15 protein-coding genes are annotated in these 16,165 nt (G+C 68.5%); 5 read left to right on the forward strand and 10 right to left on the reverse strand.

Annotated elements, in window-relative coordinates:
• Positions 1 to 39: 39 nt before the first annotated feature.
• A complete protein-coding gene (locus U0177_RS23730; protein WP_409573154.1) occupies positions 40 to 1,038 on the reverse strand; it encodes a dihydrodipicolinate reductase in 999 nt (332 codons plus the stop codon).
• Between the two features lie 106 nt (positions 1,039 to 1,144).
• Between U0177_RS23730 and U0177_RS23735 the strand changes: the two genes are divergently transcribed.
• Both U0177_RS23735 and U0177_RS23740 read left to right on the forward strand, forming a co-directional pair.
• Positions 1,145 to 2,296, forward strand: a complete 1,152-nt coding sequence (locus U0177_RS23735) for a response regulator (RefSeq protein WP_409573155.1) — start codon at positions 1,145 to 1,147, stop codon at positions 2,294 to 2,296.
• Between the two features lie 8 nt (positions 2,297 to 2,304).
• Positions 2,305 to 2,625, forward strand: coding sequence for a hypothetical protein (locus U0177_RS23740; RefSeq protein WP_409573156.1), 321 nt, complete (start codon positions 2,305 to 2,307; stop codon positions 2,623 to 2,625).
• Positions 2,626 to 2,632: 7 nt separating this feature from the next.
• On the opposite strand, the gene U0177_RS23745 is transcribed toward U0177_RS23740, so the two are convergent.
• Positions 2,633 to 3,379 (reverse strand): HAD family hydrolase, encoded by a 747-nt coding sequence (locus tag U0177_RS23745; protein ID WP_409573157.1) that lies wholly within the window; start codon positions 3,377 to 3,379, stop codon positions 2,633 to 2,635.
• Between the two features lie 215 nt (positions 3,380 to 3,594).
• Between U0177_RS23745 and U0177_RS23750 the strand changes: the two genes are divergently transcribed.
• The gene (locus U0177_RS23750) at positions 3,595 to 5,910 is read left to right on the forward strand and encodes a xanthine dehydrogenase family protein molybdopterin-binding subunit (protein WP_409573158.1); all 2,316 of its coding nucleotides are present in this window, start codon (positions 3,595 to 3,597) and stop codon (positions 5,908 to 5,910) included.
• Positions 5,911 to 6,094: 184 nt separating this feature from the next.
• Here the strand turns inward: U0177_RS23750 and U0177_RS23755 are convergent, their stop codons facing one another.
• The 3 genes from U0177_RS23755 to U0177_RS23765 are packed head-to-tail and all read right to left on the reverse strand — an operon-like array spanning position 6,095 to position 8,409.
• Positions 6,095 to 6,394: a hypothetical protein gene (locus U0177_RS23755; RefSeq protein WP_409573159.1), complete on the reverse strand. Its 300-nt coding sequence runs from the start codon at positions 6,392 to 6,394 to the stop codon at positions 6,095 to 6,097.
• 59 nt (positions 6,395 to 6,453) lie between these two features.
• Positions 6,454 to 6,756, reverse strand: coding sequence for a hypothetical protein (locus U0177_RS23760; protein WP_409573160.1), 303 nt, complete (start codon positions 6,754 to 6,756; stop codon positions 6,454 to 6,456).
• A gap of 57 nt (positions 6,757 to 6,813) precedes the next feature.
• Complete coding sequence (locus U0177_RS23765) at positions 6,814 to 8,409, reverse strand: hypothetical protein (RefSeq protein WP_409573161.1); 1,596 nt, start codon at positions 8,407 to 8,409, stop codon at positions 6,814 to 6,816.
• Between the two features lie 152 nt (positions 8,410 to 8,561).
• Here U0177_RS23765 and U0177_RS23770 point away from each other — a divergent pair, with 152 nt between their 5' ends.
• A complete protein-coding gene (locus U0177_RS23770) occupies positions 8,562 to 9,050 on the forward strand; it encodes a DinB family protein (RefSeq protein WP_409573162.1) in 489 nt (162 codons plus the stop codon).
• A 101-nt stretch (positions 9,051 to 9,151) separates the two neighbouring features.
• Here the strand turns inward: U0177_RS23770 and leuB are convergent, their stop codons facing one another.
• From leuB to U0177_RS23795, 5 genes are all read right to left on the reverse strand, one after another.
• Positions 9,152 to 10,249: a 3-isopropylmalate dehydrogenase gene (gene leuB / locus U0177_RS23775; protein WP_409573163.1), complete on the reverse strand. Its 1,098-nt coding sequence runs from the start codon at positions 10,247 to 10,249 to the stop codon at positions 9,152 to 9,154.
• A gap of 10 nt (positions 10,250 to 10,259) precedes the next feature.
• Positions 10,260 to 10,745, reverse strand: coding sequence for a YqhA family protein (locus U0177_RS23780; protein WP_409573164.1), 486 nt, complete (start codon positions 10,743 to 10,745; stop codon positions 10,260 to 10,262).
• 4 nt (positions 10,746 to 10,749) lie between these two features.
• The gene (gene leuD, locus U0177_RS23785; protein ID WP_409573165.1) at positions 10,750 to 11,358 is read right to left on the reverse strand and encodes a 3-isopropylmalate dehydratase small subunit; all 609 of its coding nucleotides are present in this window, start codon (positions 11,356 to 11,358) and stop codon (positions 10,750 to 10,752) included.
• 225 nt (positions 11,359 to 11,583) lie between these two features.
• A complete protein-coding gene (gene leuC, locus U0177_RS23790) occupies positions 11,584 to 13,011 on the reverse strand; it encodes a 3-isopropylmalate dehydratase large subunit (protein ID WP_409573166.1) in 1,428 nt (475 codons plus the stop codon).
• Between the two features lie 192 nt (positions 13,012 to 13,203).
• On the reverse strand, positions 13,204 to 14,127 hold the full coding sequence (locus U0177_RS23795) for a branched-chain amino acid transaminase (RefSeq protein WP_409573167.1): 924 nt from the start codon (positions 14,125 to 14,127) through the stop codon (positions 13,204 to 13,206).
• 160 nt (positions 14,128 to 14,287) lie between these two features.
• Here U0177_RS23795 and U0177_RS23800 point away from each other — a divergent pair, with 160 nt between their 5' ends.
• Positions 14,288 to 16,045 carry a CHASE domain-containing protein gene (locus tag U0177_RS23800; protein ID WP_409573168.1) on the forward strand — a complete coding sequence of 586 codons (1,758 nt, stop codon included), beginning with the start codon at positions 14,288 to 14,290 and terminating at the stop codon, positions 16,043 to 16,045.
• The last annotated feature ends 120 nt before the right edge of the window (positions 16,046 to 16,165 follow it).

A 16,165-nucleotide genomic window follows, 5' to 3' on the forward strand; every position in this document is an offset into this window, starting at 1 on the left:
CATGCGCCAGCCACGCGCGGGCCGCCACGGCGCTCGCTTCTACCAGAAATGCACCAGCGGCACCTCGCCCATGCTGGCCAGCCCAGGGGCGGCGCGCACCACGCTCGCGAGCGCGTTTACGGCAATCGCGGCGGTGGCGACATCGCCGTGCAGCCCGCCCGCGATGGTCATGCGCACCGGCGGGTCGCCGTCGATCTCCACGGTATCTTGCGGGTCGGGCGCGCCCAGGTACATGCGCAGCTCGAGCCGCAGCACCTCGCGCTCGCCAATAAAGCCGCGCGCAACCTGGCGCACGCCGGCCACCTGCCCGGCCGCGACCTGCGCGAACTCGGTGGTGATCGGCGCGTCGGCCAGCACCGCCGCGATCGAGTCGTCGGTGCGCTCGAGGTGCCAGCCGAGCACGGTGGCCAGCATATGCAGCGACTCAGGCAGGCCGACGTGGCGCACGGTGCCGGCCTGGACGCGCTGATCGAACTCGGCCGGCGTGAGGCCGGCGCCAACCTTGCGCTGCAGCGGCCCGCGGCGGCGCGCAGCGTCGACAACGCGCAGCACCCGCACGGCGTGCACCGCCGCGCACGGCGCGGTGAGCATCAGCGGCAGCGCATCCATGGCGTAGCCGGGGTTCACGCCGGTGCCGAGCAGCGTCACCCCGGCGCGGCGCGCGGCCGCGTCGAGCTCGGCCGCCAGCTGCGGCTGCGCCGTCCAGGGGAATGATAGCTCCTCGCAGGTCGAAACCACGTTCGCGCCGGCCTCGATGATCTGCAGCAGCTGGCCGCGCACGCTCGCCAGCGACGACGACGTGGCGTGCAGCACTGCGTCGGGCTGGGCTTCCGCCAGCGTGGCGGCCGCGTCGGCGCTGACGATTACATCGCCACCCGCCGGAGCGCCCGCGCCGAGCAATGCCGCAAGCGGCTGGCCGGCCTTGTGCGGGTCGACGTCAATTGCACCAACAATCGCGACGCCGCTGCGGGCGGCCGCGAGCCGGGCGATCCCCAGCCCGATCGGGCCGAGCCCATAGCACACGACACGGATCGTCATAATATTCTCTCCTTTGTAGCGACAACAGGGCCATGCTATAATAGCGCGCCGCCTGCGCCATGTCAAAGCTCGCTAGCGCGGCCATTGAAAGAGTAGAACGAAATCTATGCCAACAATTCTGCTGGTAGACGACGACGTGACATTAATAGAGCGCCTGGCGACGCTGCTGGGCGAGGCGGGCTATACGGTGGTGCGCGCCAACCAGGTGCAGTATGGCGAGATGCTGCTGCGCGAGCGCCGCCCCGACCTTGTGCTGATCGACCCGGATATTGGCAGCGGCGACGGCTGGGTGCTGCTGAGCGCCGCGGCCGCGCGCGGGCCGGTGATTGTGATCAGCGGCCAAGGGCTCGAGGAAGATATTGTGCGCGGCCTCGACGCCGGCGCGGCCGACTACCTGCCCAAGCCGTTCGGCAGCGCCGAGCTGCTGGCGCGCATCCGCACGCGCCTGCGCGAGCACGAGCGCTCCGGGCTGGCGGCCGATGCCGCCCCGGCTACCAGCGCAACCATGCCGCTCGCGCCGCCGCCCGCCGAGCCTGCCGCCCCGCCGCAGGCGCGCCGCCGCGCCGTGCTGGCCCCCGGCGACCAGGACGAGCCGGTGTTCATCCCGTACGGCGAGGAAGAGCGCCTGCTGCGCGAGGATCGCGGCGCCAGCGGCGCCGACATGAGCGACATCGGCCAGCTGCCGCTGGGCCAGCGGCTGCACGCCGCGCGCGTGCGCAAGCGCCTGACGCTGGTGCAGTCGGAGCTTGAGACGCGCCCCTCGGTGCCGATGCACTACATTCAGGCCATGGAAGAGGAAAAGTTTTCGCTGCTGCCGCGCGGCCCCATGGCCGAGGAGCTGCTGCGCAGCTACGCGACGTTTGTGGGCGTCGATGTGGCCTCGGCGCTGGACGAGTACCGGCGGCTGCATTATATCGCGCCGGCCGAGCCGATCGCCGGGCTGGGCGGCGCGCCTGCGCCACGGCGCATACCCGGCTGGCTGCTCGGCGCAGTGGCCGCGCTGCTGGCGGTGGCAGTGGGCTGCGGCGCGATCTGGGCCTACGACCGCGCCGGCGCGGTGGCGCTGGCCCAGCGCATCGGCGCCCTGGCGGCGCCACCCACCAGCACGCCGCTGCCGAGCAGCACGCCCGCGCCGACGGCGGCGCCCACGAGTACCCCCGTGCCGACCAGCACCGCGACGCCGACGAGTACGCCGCCGCCGACCGACACGCCCGTGCCGACGCCGGCTGGTACGCCCACGCGCACGCCGCGCCGCTAGGAGCCCGTATGACCGACGATCTGCCGCGCCCCGAGCCGCCCGCGTTCGACAAAGAGGCGGCACGCCGGCGCTACCGCGCCACCATGCGCGGGCCGTTCATGCGCAGGATGAATATCGCGCTGGTGCTGATCATTCTGGTGGCCTGGGGCTTTGGCGTGGCAGCGGCACTTGCGCGCGATGTCGAGGCGCTGCCCGGCCACGATGTGACGGTGCAGCCGAGCCGCTGCGTGGCGTGCCACGCCGCCGGCACGAACAACGCCCCGCCCATGCCGCACCTGGCCTTCCCAAGCTGCGGCTTCTGCCACCGCCAGGGGCCGCCGCCAAAGTAGCGCTGCGCTACTCGCCTGCAAGCGCCGCCACCGAGGGCAGCAATGCGTCGGCTAGCGGTGCCAGCTGCGCGGGCGTGCCTACCCCCGAGAGCACGCCGACCGTCAGCGCGGCGCCGGCCGCGCGGCCCATGCGCAGGTCGGCGCTGGTGTCGCCGACGACAGCGGTGTGCGCCGGCGCGACGCCGACCCGCGCGCAAAGCTTCAGCACCGCGTCGGGCGCGGGCTTCAGCGCGTGCCCGTCGTCGCCGCAGGCCAGCGCGTCGACCAGCGCGGCCACGCCGAGCCCGGCCAGGGTCGCCTCGGTGGGCGCGCGGTCGTCGGTGGTGGCGATGGCGATGCGGCAGCCGCGCGCGCGCAGCGCCCCAAACAGCGCAGGCAGGTCGGCCAGCGGCTTGGCCAGCGCCACCGGGTCGGGGGGATACCATGCCGCCCGCACTACCGCCGCCGCCGAGGGCTCGGGCAGCCCGGCCGCGCGCAGCACCTCGCCGCACAGCTCGCGCAGCCCGTCCATGGTGCCGATCGCCAGCGGCGCGGCCGGGCCAACCTTGCCGGTGGCCGCGTCGTAGCCGACCGCCTCGAACAGCTGCGGCGCCACGCTCACGTACGACGCGGCCTCCAGCCGGCGCGCCAGCGTGGTGATCCAGCCGCCCCACATGGCGCCAAAGTCGATCAACGTGCCGTCTTTGTCGAAGATGATGAGTTCTCCTGCTCGCTCTCCTCCGCTAAAGAAAGCCGAAATTCGTGGATGTGCCATAAACTTAGATCACCTTCTGAACATTCTCGACCGCGAACTCGAACGTAAAATCGAGAGCCTCGATAATATCACGTTTATCCTGCGAAGGCATACTTCAAGAGACTCGGAAAGTCCAAATCATCGGGCTTGAGAGCTAGCCGAATTTGTGCCAACCGCCGCTTTCGCCTATACTGGTAGCGCACCAACCGCATTGAAACACCAGAAGAGGCGACACAATGGCGTATTCGTCGTTGATCGGCGCGCGTGTCAAGCGCAAAGAAGATCCGCGGCTGATCGTTGGCTCTGGCAGCTACGTCGGCGACATCAAGCTCCCTGGCATGCACTACGTGGCGTTTGTGCGCAGCCCGTACGCGCACGCGCGCATTGGCGGCATCGACGCCGCAGCCGCGCTACGCCGCCCCGGCGTGGTCGCCGTCGTCACCGGCGCCGACCTGCTGCCGCTGTGCGGGCCAATGCCGATCGGTGGCGGCGAGGGCGGCGCGGTCGCCGACCCGGCCAGCGATACCCGGCCGACGCACTACGCGCTTTCGATCGACCGCGTGCGCCACGTCGGCGAGGCGGTGGCCGCAGTGATCGCCGCGTCGCCGACGATTGCCGTCGACGCCGCAGCCGATGTGGTTGTCGACTGGCAGCCGCTGCCCGCCGTGGCGGATATGCTCAAGGCGCTGGAAGACGGCGCGCCGCAGCTGTTCGAGAGCATGCCGCGCAATATCGACCACGTCTGGACGCGCAAGCGCGGCGACGCCGACGCGGCCTTCGCCGCCGCCGAGCGCGTCGTCAGCCAGCGTATCCTCAGCCAGCGCCTCTCGGGCGTGCCCATGGAGGGCCGCGCAGTGGTTGCCGCACCCGACCCGACCACCGGCGGCCTGACGGTATGGACGAGCTGCCAGGGGCCGCACCTCAACCGCGGCAACCTGGCCAAGGTGCTGGGCCTCGACGAGAATCAGATCCGCGTGATCGCCCCCGATGTCGGCGGCGGCTTTGGCGTGAAGATCTACACCTACCCCGAGGAGATCGCGCTGGCCGCGCTGGCGCGCGCCTACCGCCTGCCGCTGCGCTGGGCCGAGACGCGCATGGAGCACATGGCCGCGACTGCCCACGGCCGCGCCCAGGTCGCCGACATCGACTTGGCGGTGCAGGGCGATGGCACGATCACCGGCATGCGCATGCGTGTCGTCGGCGACCTGGGCGCCTACCCGGTCGACCCGGTGATCCCCGAGCTGACCGGCCAGATGGCGGTCGGCGTCTACGCCATCCCGGCGGTCGACATCGAGATTACCTGCGTCTACACCAACACCACGCCGGTGGCGGCCTACCGTGGCGCCGGCCGGCCCGAGGCGGCCTACTATATCGAGCGCATGATCGACCTGGTGGCCGCCGAGCTGGGGCTCGACCCGATCGAGGTGCGCCGCAAGAACTTCATCGCGCCCGAGCGCTTCCCCTACAAGACGCCCTGCGGCCCGCTGTATGATAGCGGCGAGTACGACAAGGCGCTGACGCGCGCGCTGGAGATCGCCGATTACGCCGGGCTGCGCGCCGAGCAGCAGCGCCGCCGCGCGGCCGGCGACCAGGGCACGCTGCTTGGCATCGGCGTGGCGTGCTATGTCGAGATGTGCGGCTTTGGCCCGTACGAAAGCGCGGTGGTGCGCGTCGACCCGACCGGCACCGTCACGGTGTTCACCGGCATCTCGCCGCACGGCCAGGGCGGCGGCACCACCTTCGCGCAGCTCGTCGCCGACGAGCTCGGCGTCGCCTTCGACAAGATCGTCGTCAAGTACGGCGACACCGGCAACACGCCGATGGGCCAGGGCACCATGGGCAGCCGCAGCATTGCGGTGGGCGGCTCGGCGCTGGTGCGCGCGGCCGGCAAGGTGCGCGACAAGGTGCGCCAGATTGCGGCGCACATGCTCGAGGCCGCGCCCGACGATATTGTGCTCGAGGCCGGGCGCTACCAGGTGCGCGGCGTGCCCGCGCGCGCTCTCACGCTGGCCGACGTGGCCGCGCGGGCGTATAGCGACGAGCTGCCGAAAGAGATCGACGCCGGCCTTGAGGCGACCGACTTCTTCGTGCCGAAGATTATCTACCCGTTCGGCGCGCACGTCGCGGTGGTCGAGATCGAGCGCGAGACTGGGGTCGTGCGCATCCGCGACTACTTCACCGTCGACGACTGCGGGCCGCGCATCAGCCCGATGCTGGTGGAGGGCCAGGTGCACGGCGGCCTGGCGCAGGGGATCGCGCAGGCGCTGCTCGAAGAGATCGTGTACGACGAGAACGGCCAGCTGCTCAGCGGCTCGCTGATGGACTATGCCCTGCCGCGCGCCGACGACTTCAGCGCCTTCACCACCGACGCGACCGTGACGCCCACGCCGTTCAACCCGCTGGGCGCCAAGGGCATCGGCGAGGCCGCCACGATCGGCTCGACGCCGGCGATCGCCAACGCCGTCACCGACGCGCTGGCCGGGCTGGGCGCGCCGCACCTCGACATCCCGCTGCGCGCCGAGAAGATCTGGCGCGCGCTGCAGGGCGCGTAGCGCGCCGCACACCCGCTCACCAACGCCCAAGGACGCTTGAGCTTCCGCCGGGCGTCCTTGAGCAGGCTAAGCGTTTTCTGCAACAAAGGAGCGGGGGGCACAGCCCCTCGCGCTCCCTATGCAGGCGGGCGGCGGCTACATTCGTGGCCGCCACCCGCGGCAAAACCGCACACACGAAAAAGCGCTACAAAATATAGCCGCGTTTGCGCGCGACTTCCTCTTTGTGCTTGCGGAACAGCACATCGCGCTCGGTGCCTTTGAGATCGCGCGAGTAGGTGTTCAGAATACGCTCGACCTCGGCGTCGATCTCTTCTTCCTTGTGCAAATCTTCGACAATAAAGTCGTAGATCGCCTTCACCCTGGCGGCGCGGCCGGTGCCGGCTTTTGTGCCGGCGGGATCTTTATAGGCCAGCAGATCGCGCTGCGCCAGCTCGTCGTGCAGGCGCTCGGCGATGCGGCGGATCTTGTCTTCACTCAGGCGCATGGGGCGTTCTCCTCAGCTGGTATGTTGCCGGCGCCGCCGCTTGTGGGCGGCGCGCCGGGCTATGTTTGCGGCTGCGGCGGCGGGCTGCCAAGCGGCACGCGCAGCAGATTGACGATATGCCAGGCGGTGCCGCGGCCGTGCACCCACACATTGATCGCATGCGGCCGATCTCGGCGCAGATCCCACGGCAGCGCGTCGTTGCCGACCCGCACGATCAGCTGGTAGCGCGTGTTCGGCGGGTAGCGCAGCAGCTGCTCGCGTATCATCCCGGTGCGCACCGCCAGCCCCAGCGTAGCGCAGCCTAGCACCGCCGCGAGCAGCAGCGTAACGCCGACGATCGAGACGAACGTGAGCTTACTCATAGGCGCCTCCGAGCTGAATAGCGCGTGGCATTCGACCGCGCACGCGCGCCGCGCACCTCACAGCTTGATCGGCCCCAGCTCCTCCTCCAGGCGGCGCACCACCGTGCGCAGCACCTTCACACGCGCGAAGCGTTTATCCTCCGACTCGACAACCGTCCACGGCGCGGCCGGAGTCGATGTGCGCAGCAGCATCTCGTCGGTCGCCTCGGCGTACTGCGGCCACTTCTCGCGGTTGCGCCAATCTTCGTCGGTGAGCTTCCAGGCTTTATAGCGCACATTCTGGCGCTCCTCAAAGCGCCGCAGCTGCTCCTCGGGGCTGATGTGCAGCCAGAACTTGCACACAATTGTGCCGAACTCGACCAGCTGGCGCTCGAACTCGTTGATCTCGGCAAACGCGCGCTGCCACTCGTCGGCGCGCGCGAAGCCCTCGACGCGCTCGACCAGCACGCGGCCGTACCACGAGCGGTCGAAGATGCCGATATTGCCCTGCGGCGGCAGCCGGCGCCAGAAGCGGTACAGGTAGTGGTGCGCCTTGTCGTCGCCCGCCGGCGCGGCGATTGCGTGCACGACGTAGCTGCGCGGGTCGAGCTTCTCGGTGATGCGCTTGATCGCCCCGCCTTTGCCGGCCGCGTCCCAGCCCTCGAACACCAGCACAACCGGCCGCTTCTGGGTGTACACCTGGAAGCCGAGCAGGTGCAGCTTGGCCTGCAGCTCGGTCAGCTCGTGGTCGTAGGCTTTCTGCTCGAGCTTCTGGCTCAGGTCGGCCCGCCGCAGCACGCCCGATACCGCCATGGGCGGCATCTCGATCGCGGTAGCGCCAGGCGCCGCGTGGCCGTTCGCCGTGGCGTGCGCGCCGCTGGCCTGCGCCGGCGCCAGGCTGCGCCGGAACGACGCGCCGCTGGCGTCGAACGCCTCGTCCTGCCGATCGGCGCGTGGCGTGGCTGCCAGGCCCAGCTGCGTCTCAAGCGCGGTTGTGATCGTCTCGAACACCGCGATGCGCGCGAAGCGCTTGTCGGTGGCGGGCAGCAAGCTCCAGGGCGCATACGGCGTATCGGTGCGCGCGATCAGGTCTTCGACGGCGGCATATACCGCGTTGTAGTGCTTGTTCTGCCAGCGATCCTCGGACGTCACCTGCCAAGCGGTCAGCGGGTCGGCCGCGAGCTTGCGGAAGCGCCGCGCCTGCTCTTTTCGATCGATATGCAGCCAGAACTTCAAAATAATCGTGCCATCGTCGGCGAGCTGGCGCTCGAACGACACGATATCTTCGCAGCGGCTGCGCCACTCGGCGGTGGCGGTCTTTTCGGTGGTGCGCTCGGCCAGCACCTGGCGGTACCACGAGCGGTCGAACAGCGCCAGCTGGCCGTAGCTGGGGGTTTTGAGCCAGAAGCGATACAGCCAGGGGTACATCGTCTCGTAGGTGCGCGGCGGCGTGACGGAGTGCACGCGCAGGCCGCGCGGGTCGAGCCGGCGGGTCAGCAGGCCGATCGTGCCGACTTTCGAGGTGCCGGCCCAGCCCTCGAACACAATCATCGCCGGGCGGCGGGCCTCGAATAATGCCTGCTGCAGATCGTACAGGCGCAGCTGAAGCTCGCCCAGGTGGCGCTTGTAGTCGTGCTTGTCGAGCGTGCGGTCGAGGTCGAGCTGGTCGAGCATGGCGTTCCTCTCGCTTCGCTGCAATGCCGTGCGCGCATTATAGCATGCTCCGCGCGAGCCCTGAAAGCTGCGAGCCGCCGCTAGACAAACCAGCGCCGGCGGACTATAATCGAACATCCGAGCTACAAGCGACACATGTGAAGGAGAGCAGTATGATCACTCCGCAGGATCTGGTGGGCGCATTTGCGCGCAATGTCATGATCGTGCGCTCACAGGCCGAGGGTCTTTCGCACGAAGAGAGCATGCTGCAGCTGCCATTTCGCGGCAACTGCCTCAACTGGGTGATCGGCCATATCACCATCAGCCGCGACGACGTGCTCGAGCTGCTGGGCCAGCCGCCGCTCGCCGAGCCGGCGATGCTCGAACGCTACCGCCGTGGCTCCGAGCCAATCGACGGTGAGGGCGCGCCCGGCGCGCTGCCGCTTGCCGAGCTGCTCGCAAAGCTCGACCAGACGCAGGAGCATCTGGCTGCCGCGCTCGCGCCGCTCGGCGACGCCGACATGCAGCGGCCGGTCACGATCGGCGAGCGCACGTCCACGCTCGGCCAGCGCGTGTTCTTCCTGTACTTCCACGAAAGCTACCATGTCGGCCAGACCGAGCTGCTGCGCCAGCTGGCCGGCAAGAACGACAAGGTGATCTAGGCATCATACTTTTATATAGCCACAAAGACACGAAGACGCAAAGAACGAACGGCAGGAAAGGTGCCTTCGTGTCTTTGCGTCTTTGTGGCAAATGGCCTGCATTACGCCGCCACGCGCGCGGCCACCGCGCTGCCAACCTCGCTGGTGGTATAGGTGCGCTCGCCGGGCGTCGCGATGTCGCTGGTAATATAGCCGGCGTCGACGGCGGCGTAGGCCGCGCGCTCGACCGCCTGGGCCTCGGCCTCGAGCCCGAACGAGTAGCGCAGCATCAGCGCAACGCTCAGGATCGTCGCCAGCGGGTTGGCGATACCCTTGCCGGCGATGTCGGGCGCCGAGCCGTGGATCGGCTCGTACAGGCCCATGCGCGTGCCCTTCGCGCTCGACGCGGCGCCAAGCGAGGCCGACGGCAGCATGCCCATCGAGCCGGCCAGCATCGAAGCCTCGTCGGTCAGGATGTCACCGAACATATTCTCGGTCACGATCACGTCGAAGCTGGCAGGGCGGCTGATCAGGTACATCGCGCAGGCGTCCACTAGGATGTGCTCAAGCTGCACATCGGGGAACTCCTCGCGCATCACGCGCGTGGTGACGCTGCGCCACAGCCGCGAGGTTTCGATCACATTCGCCTTATCCACCGAAGTCAGCTTGCCGCGGCGGGCGCGCGCCATGGCTGCGGCGGTGCGCACCACGCGCTCAATCTCGCCGGTGGTGTAGGTGCAGGCGTCGAGCGCCCACTCCTCGCCATTCTCCTGGCGCTCGCGGCGCTTCTCGCCAAAGTAGATCCCGCCGGTCAGCTCGCGCACCACCAGCAGGTCGACGCCGGCGAGCCGCTCGGGGCGCAGCGGCGACGAGGCCACCAGGCGCGGGTGCAGCGTCACCGGCCGCAGGTTTGCGAACAGCCCGAGCGCCTTGCGGATGCCCAGCAGCCCCTGCTCGGGGCGCACCTTGGCCTCGGGGTTATCCCACTTCGGCCCGCCCACCGCGCCGAGCAGCACCGCGTCGGCGGCGTGCGCCAGCCGCAGGGTTTCTTCCGGCAGGGCGGTGCCGGCGGCGTCGATCGCGCAGCCGCCCAGCAGCGCCTCGTGCAGCTCGAAGCTGTGGCCGAAACGCTCGCCTACGGCCGCCAGCACCTTCACACCCTCGGCTACCACGTCCGGCCCAATGCCATCGCCGGGCAGGGTGGTGATCACAGCATCCATGTATTCGACCTCATTGATCTTTCAATGCGTTGTTCTTCTTGGCCTTTTTCTGGCTGGCGAAGTAGGTGAGCGCGGCGATCACCAGCGCCGTCGCCGCGCCAAAGCCCAGCAGGTCGCGCTGGCCGTCCCAGCCGATCAGCTGGCCGAGGAACAGCACCGCCATCACCAGCACCACCACGCCGATCAGCTTGTCCTTCAGGTCGTCGAGCGAGTGGATCTCGAGCCACTCCGGCAGCGGCAGCTGGTCGTCGATAAACAGCTCGTACAGGCCGATCGCGATCACATACAGCACCGTCGCCAGCAGCAGCAGATCGACCAGCTCGATCGCCGCGAGCACCAGCGCCTTGCTTTTGGCAAGCGAGCCGGCGGCGATGCCCGCCAGCAGCACGTAGGTCTGGGCCGCGCCGTACAGCAGCAGCGCGGTGGCGAGCAGCAGGATCGCCGCGGCGGCGATCGCGATCAGGTAGCGGCTGGCAGAGATAATGCGGCGCGGCATACTGCTAGCGCACCGTCGCGACGCGCGCCGGGTGGCTGGCCTCGTAGGCTGCGGTGCTGGCCTCTTCCGCCAGCAGGAAGCCCATCTGGTCGACGCCATTCAGCAGGCAGTGCTTGGCGAAGCCGTCGATCGGGAAGCTGACCGCCTGGCCGCCGGGCAGGATCAGCTGCTGGCTGGCGAGGTCGATCGTCACGCTGGTGGCCGGGTCTTCGTCGAACAGGCTCACGAGCTGGTAGTACGTCTCGCTGTCGACCTGGATCGGCAGCAGGCCGTTTTTCAGCGAGTTGTTGCGGAAAATATCGGCGAAGTAGGTGCTGATCACCGCCTTGAAGCCATAGCCCTGCAGCGCCCAGGGCGCGTGCTCGCGCGACGAGCCGCAGCCGAAGTTGTTGCCGGCTACGAGCACCTCGGCGCCCTGCACGTCGGGGCGGTTCAGCACAAAATCGTCCTTCGGGCTGCCGTCGGCGTTGTAGCGCCACGACTGGAACAGCCCCTCGCCCAGCCCCGACTTATCGGTCACCTTCAGGTACTTGGCCGGGATGATCTGGTCGGTGTCGATGTTCTCGAGCGGCAGCGCCACAATCCGCGCGCTGAAGGTTTTGATTGGATCCATGCTATTCTTCTTTCTTCTTGTTGCTCAGGCCGATGATTGCGTGGGCCTGCTCGCCTGCCTGCCGCTCCTGCGTGCGGCGGCGATGTGTTGCAGTGTGGCGGTTTCGGCAATGCTGAAACCGCCACACTGCTGTTCCCCTTGCGTGCCACAAAGACTCGAAGGCGCGCTGCAGCTGGATAGCCTTTGCGTCTTTGTGTCTTTGTGGCTATGTGAAACATATTGGGGCTAGCCCAGCAGCTCGCGCGGGTCGGCGACGGCGCCGGCCAGCGCCGAGGCAGCGGCGGTGACCGGGCTGGCCAGGAAGGTACGTGCGCCTGGCCCCTGGCGGCCCTCGAAATTTCTATTGCTGGTGGAAACCGCGTACTTGCCGGCGGGCACCTTGTCGTCGTTCATCGCCAGGCAGGCCGAGCAGCCGGCCTCGCGCCACTCGGCGCCGGCCGCCTTGAAGATCGTGTGCAGGCCCTCGGCCTCGGCCTGCTTCTTGACCTGCTGGCTGCCCGGCACGACCATGACGCGCACGCCGTCGGCCACCTTGCGGCCTGCCATCAAGCCGGCGGCCTGGCGCAGGTCGCTGATGCGCGAGTTCGTGCAGCTGCCGATGAACACCATGTCGATCTTCTGGCCGAGCATCGGCTGGCCGGGCTGGAGATCCATGTAGCGCAGCGCCTTGTCGAGCGCCACGCGCTGGCTCGGGTCGCTCAGCTCGCCCGGGTTGGGGATGTGGCCGGTGATCGGCAGGCCCATGCCGGGGTTGGTGCCGTAGGTAATCATCGGCGTCAGCGTGTTGGCGTCGAGCGTCACCTCGGCGTCGTAGGCCGCGCCGTCGTCGGTGGGCAGCGCGCGCCACTGCGCCAGCGCCGCGTCCCAGTCGGCGCCCTGTGGCGCGTAGGGCCGGCCGGCGATGTAGTTGAAGGTTGTGTCGTCGGGTGCCACCAGGCCGGCGCGCGCGCCGCCCTCGATCGACATATTGCAGATCGTCATGCGCTCTTCCATGCTGAGTGCGCGGATGGCCTCGCCCATATACTCGACCACATGGCCGGTGCCGCCGCCGACGCCAATCTTGGCGATGATCGCCAGGATGATATCCTTGGCGGTCACGCCCTTCTGCAGGCGGCCGTCGACGCGGATGGCCATGGTTTTCGGCTTGCTCTGGATCAGGCACTGGCTGGCGAGCACGTGGGCCACCTCGGAGGTGCCGATGCCGAAGGCCAGCGCGCCGAACGCGCCGTGGGTGCTGGTGTGGCTGTCGCCGCAGACGATCGTCATGCCCGGCTGGGTGAGGCCCTGCTCGGGGCCGATCACGTGCACAATGCCCTGCTTATCGCTGCCGAGCGCGAACAGCGGGATGCCGAACTCGGCGCAGTTGCGCTCGAGCTGGCTCAGCTGCGCGGCGGCCTGCGCGTCGAGCACCGGAATGATCCCGTCGGCGCCGCGCGGCGTGGTCGGCGTCGAGTGGTCCATCGTCGCCAGCGTGTGGTCGGGGCGGCGCACCTTCAGCCCGCGCGCGCGCAGCTCGCTGAACGCCTGCGGCGAGGTCACCTCGTGGATCAGGTGCAGGTCGATATACAGCACCGCCGGCGTCTCGGGCGTCTCGGGCCGGACGATGTGGGTCTGCCAGATCTTCTCGAACAGGGTTTTTGGTTGGGTTGTCATTCCTTGCTCTCTTCCATGGCCTTGCAGGCCGGCAAATGGTTTGGCATAGATCATGTGATTCCTGCGCTATCGATTGCCCCACCCCCTGCCCCGCCTGCGGGGAAGGGGTTCTATTTTTGTGGTGCGGCGGGCGCTACGCGCCGCAACAACATTCCCCCTCTCAGTTGGAAGAGGGGGCAGGTGGGTGAGGGGCTACGAAACGAAGTCGAGCCAGCCCCACTTGTCTTCGGTTTCGCCACTGAACAGACCGAAGAACGCCTGCTGGATCGCCGTGGTGATCGGGCCGCGCTTGCCCGCTCCGATCGTAATGCCGTCGACCGAGCGGATGGGCGTGACCTCGGCGGCGGTGCCGGTGAAGAACAGCTCGTCGGCGACGTACAGCACCTCGCGCGGCAGGTTCTGCTCGCGCACCTCGTAGCCGTGCTCGCGCGCCAGCGTGATCACCGAGTCGCGCGTGATGCCCGGCAGCAGCGCGGCGGTGATCGGCGGGGTGAAGATCGCGCCGTCGCGGATCACGAACAGGTTCTCGCCCGAGCCCTCGCTCAGGTTGCCGCTCACGTCGAGCGCGATGCCCTCGGCGTAGCCGTGGCGCACCGCCTCCATCACGATCTGCTGCGACGAGAGGTAGTTGCCGCCGGCCTTGGCCATCGCCGGCAGCGTGTTCGGCGCCACGCGGTTCCACGACGACACGCCCACATTCACGCCGTTCTCGAGCGCCTCGGCGCCCAGGTACGCGCCCCACTCGATCGCCGCGACCATCACCTCGACCGGGTTTTTCAGCGGGAAGACGCCCAGCTCGCCATAGCCGCGCCAGGCCAGCGGCCGCAGGTACGCGCTCTTCAGGCCATTCTCGCGCACCACCGCCTTGCAGGCCTCGTTGATCTGCTCGGCGCTATACGGCAGCTCCATACGGTAGATCTTGGCCGAATCGATCAGGCGGCGCGTGTGCGGCGCCAGCCGGAAGATCGCCGGGCCTTTCGGCGTGCTGTAGCAGCGGATCCCCTCGAACACCGACGACCCATAGTGCAGCGCGTGGGTCATTACGTGCACGGTGGCTTTCTCCCAAGCCACTAGCTCGCCATTGAACCAGATATACTTGGTTGGCGTCATTGGCATTGTGTTCCTCCCGTTGTTGTGGTTGCTGATGTTTCGAACGCGGCGTCGGCGGCGCACATTATACACCGGAACCGGACGCCTCCCGCCTTTCAGTTGCATCGCGCCTGTATGTATACTAGACTATGGGTAACCTACGCGTCGTTTTACAAGAGGCACCGCCATGCTGCAACGGCTTCGAAGCCAACGGCCCAAGCCGCGCTGGTTCTGGCTGCCCTACCTGGTGTTTGCGCTGGCCTTCGGCACGGCGCTGCTCTCGACGGTGTACTTTGCCACCAGTAGCCGCGCCTACGATCAGCTGCGTTTTTCCAACCAGGTGCAGCAGACGCAGGACAGCATTAGCGCGCGGCTTGAGACGTATATCTCGATGCTGCGCGGCGTCGGCGGGCTATTCGCCGCCAGCGCCTCGGTCGAGCGCGCCGAGTTCCGCGCCTATGTCATGCGGCTCGACATTGCCCGGCACTACCCCGGCGCCCAGGGCATTGGCTTCAGCCAGCGCGTCGCGCCGGCCGATCGCGCGGCGCTGCTGGCGCGGATGCGCGCGCAGGGCTTCCCCGACTTTCACATCTGGCCCGAAGGCCAGCGCGCCGAGTACCACACGATCGTGTACCTCGAGCCGCAGGATCGCCGCAACGCCGCCGCGATCGGCTACGACATGTTCTCCGAGGCGATCCGCCGCGCCGCTATGGAGCAGGCGCGCGACGGCGGGCAGCCTGCGGCCAGCGGCAAGGTGACGCTGGTTCAGGAGATCGACCAGAACAAGCAGCCGGGCTTTCTGATCTATACCCCGGTGTACCAGGGCGGCGGCATTCCCGCCAGCCCCGCCGAGCGCCAGCGCGCGCTGCTGGGCTTCGCCTACAGCCCGTTTCGCGTCTACGACCTGCTGAACGGCATCTTTGGCAGCCAGCAGCAGCCACAGATCGCCTTTCGGATCTTCGACGGCGCCGAGCAGCGCCCCGACCAGCTGCTGTACGAGTCGGCGCCGGGTGCCGCGCCAGGGCGCGCCGCGCTGGCAAGCACCACGACGCTGCCGGTAGCCGGGCGCCTCTGGACGATCACCTACACCACGCTGCCGGCCTTCGACGACCCCAACGCGCGCTATCTTCCGCCGTTCATCATGTTCACCGGCACGCTCGCCAGCGTCGCGCTGCTGATCATGGTTCGGGCGCAGGTGGTGGCGCGGGCGCAGGCCGAGGCCGCGGTGCGGACGCGCGACATATTTCTGTCGATCGCCGCGCACGAGCTGAAGTCGCCGCTGACTGCGCTTGCCGGCAACGCCCAGCTGCTGCTGCGCCGCGCCAGCCGCGACCCAAACGTCGCCCCGCGCGACATCGCCGTCATCCGCGTGATCGACCAGCAGTCGCATCGCCTGAACCGTCTGATTACCGTGCTGCTCGATCACTCGCGCCTGCAGGCCGGGAGCCTGGCGATCGAGCGCACGCCGTTCGACATCGTCGCGCTGGTGCGCCAGGTGGTCGAAGAAACGCAGCCGACACTGGTGCGCCACTCGATCGCGCTCGAGGCCGACGCCGATACGCTCGTGGTCGACGGCGACGAGCTGCGGCTCGAGCAGGTGATCCAGAACCTGATCAGCAACGCGATCAAGTACAGCCCCGCCGGCGGCGCGGTGCTGGTGCGCGTCGCGCGCGACGGCGAGTCCGCCGCTATTGCGGTGATCGACCACGGCATGGGCATCCCGGCATCGGCGCTGCCGAGCCTGTTCGAGCAGTTCTACCGCGCGCCCAACGCCGAGGCGCAGAACATTGGCGGCATCGGCATTGGCCTGTATCTGGCGCGCCAGATCGTCTCGCAGCACGGCGGCACGATCGCCGTCGAAAGCGCCGAGGGCGCCGGCAGCACCTTCACCCTGCGGCTGCCGCTCGATGCGCGCTGGCAGCAGCCGGCCGCCGCATTCGCTTGATCACTTACACTTTGGTGGGGGTTTGGGGGCGGCTTCGCCGCCTCCAAATTTCTTTATTGTTAGGGCGTACGCAGTTGGCGCCCTCAGCCTTCGGCAGAGCGGTACTCTATCTCCGTATCG

This window comes from Kouleothrix sp., assembly GCF_046328425.1.
Classification (GTDB): Bacteria; Chloroflexota; Chloroflexia; order Chloroflexales; family Roseiflexaceae; genus Kouleothrix.

What these genes read in the sequence shown, in the direction of transcription:
- U0177_RS23730 (WP_409573154.1), bottom strand. Translation starts at nt 1,038, where the DNA reads ATGACGATCCGTGTCGTGTGCTATGGGCTCGGCCCGATCGGGCTGGGG.
- U0177_RS23735 (WP_409573155.1), top strand. Translation starts at nt 1,145, where the DNA reads ATGCCAACAATTCTGCTGGTAGACGACGACGTGACATTAATAGAGCGC.
- U0177_RS23740 (WP_409573156.1), top strand. Translation starts at nt 2,305, where the DNA reads ATGACCGACGATCTGCCGCGCCCCGAGCCGCCCGCGTTCGACAAAGAG.
- U0177_RS23745 (WP_409573157.1), bottom strand. Translation starts at nt 3,379, where the DNA reads ATGGCACATCCACGAATTTCGGCTTTCTTTAGCGGAGGAGAGCGAGCA.
- U0177_RS23750 (WP_409573158.1), top strand. Translation starts at nt 3,595, where the DNA reads ATGGCGTATTCGTCGTTGATCGGCGCGCGTGTCAAGCGCAAAGAAGAT.
- U0177_RS23755 (WP_409573159.1), bottom strand. Translation starts at nt 6,394, where the DNA reads ATGCGCCTGAGTGAAGACAAGATCCGCCGCATCGCCGAGCGCCTGCAC.
- U0177_RS23760 (WP_409573160.1), bottom strand. Translation starts at nt 6,756, where the DNA reads ATGAGTAAGCTCACGTTCGTCTCGATCGTCGGCGTTACGCTGCTGCTC.
- U0177_RS23765 (WP_409573161.1), bottom strand. Translation starts at nt 8,409, where the DNA reads ATGCTCGACCAGCTCGACCTCGACCGCACGCTCGACAAGCACGACTAC.
- U0177_RS23770 (WP_409573162.1), top strand. Translation starts at nt 8,562, where the DNA reads ATGATCACTCCGCAGGATCTGGTGGGCGCATTTGCGCGCAATGTCATG.
- leuB (WP_409573163.1), bottom strand. Translation starts at nt 10,249, where the DNA reads ATGGATGCTGTGATCACCACCCTGCCCGGCGATGGCATTGGGCCGGAC.
- U0177_RS23780 (WP_409573164.1), bottom strand. Translation starts at nt 10,745, where the DNA reads ATGCCGCGCCGCATTATCTCTGCCAGCCGCTACCTGATCGCGATCGCC.
- leuD (WP_409573165.1), bottom strand. Translation starts at nt 11,358, where the DNA reads ATGGATCCAATCAAAACCTTCAGCGCGCGGATTGTGGCGCTGCCGCTC.
- leuC (WP_409573166.1), bottom strand. Translation starts at nt 13,011, where the DNA reads ATGACAACCCAACCAAAAACCCTGTTCGAGAAGATCTGGCAGACCCAC.
- U0177_RS23795 (WP_409573167.1), bottom strand. Translation starts at nt 14,127, where the DNA reads ATGCCAATGACGCCAACCAAGTATATCTGGTTCAATGGCGAGCTAGTG.
- U0177_RS23800 (WP_409573168.1), top strand. Translation starts at nt 14,288, where the DNA reads ATGCTGCAACGGCTTCGAAGCCAACGGCCCAAGCCGCGCTGGTTCTGG.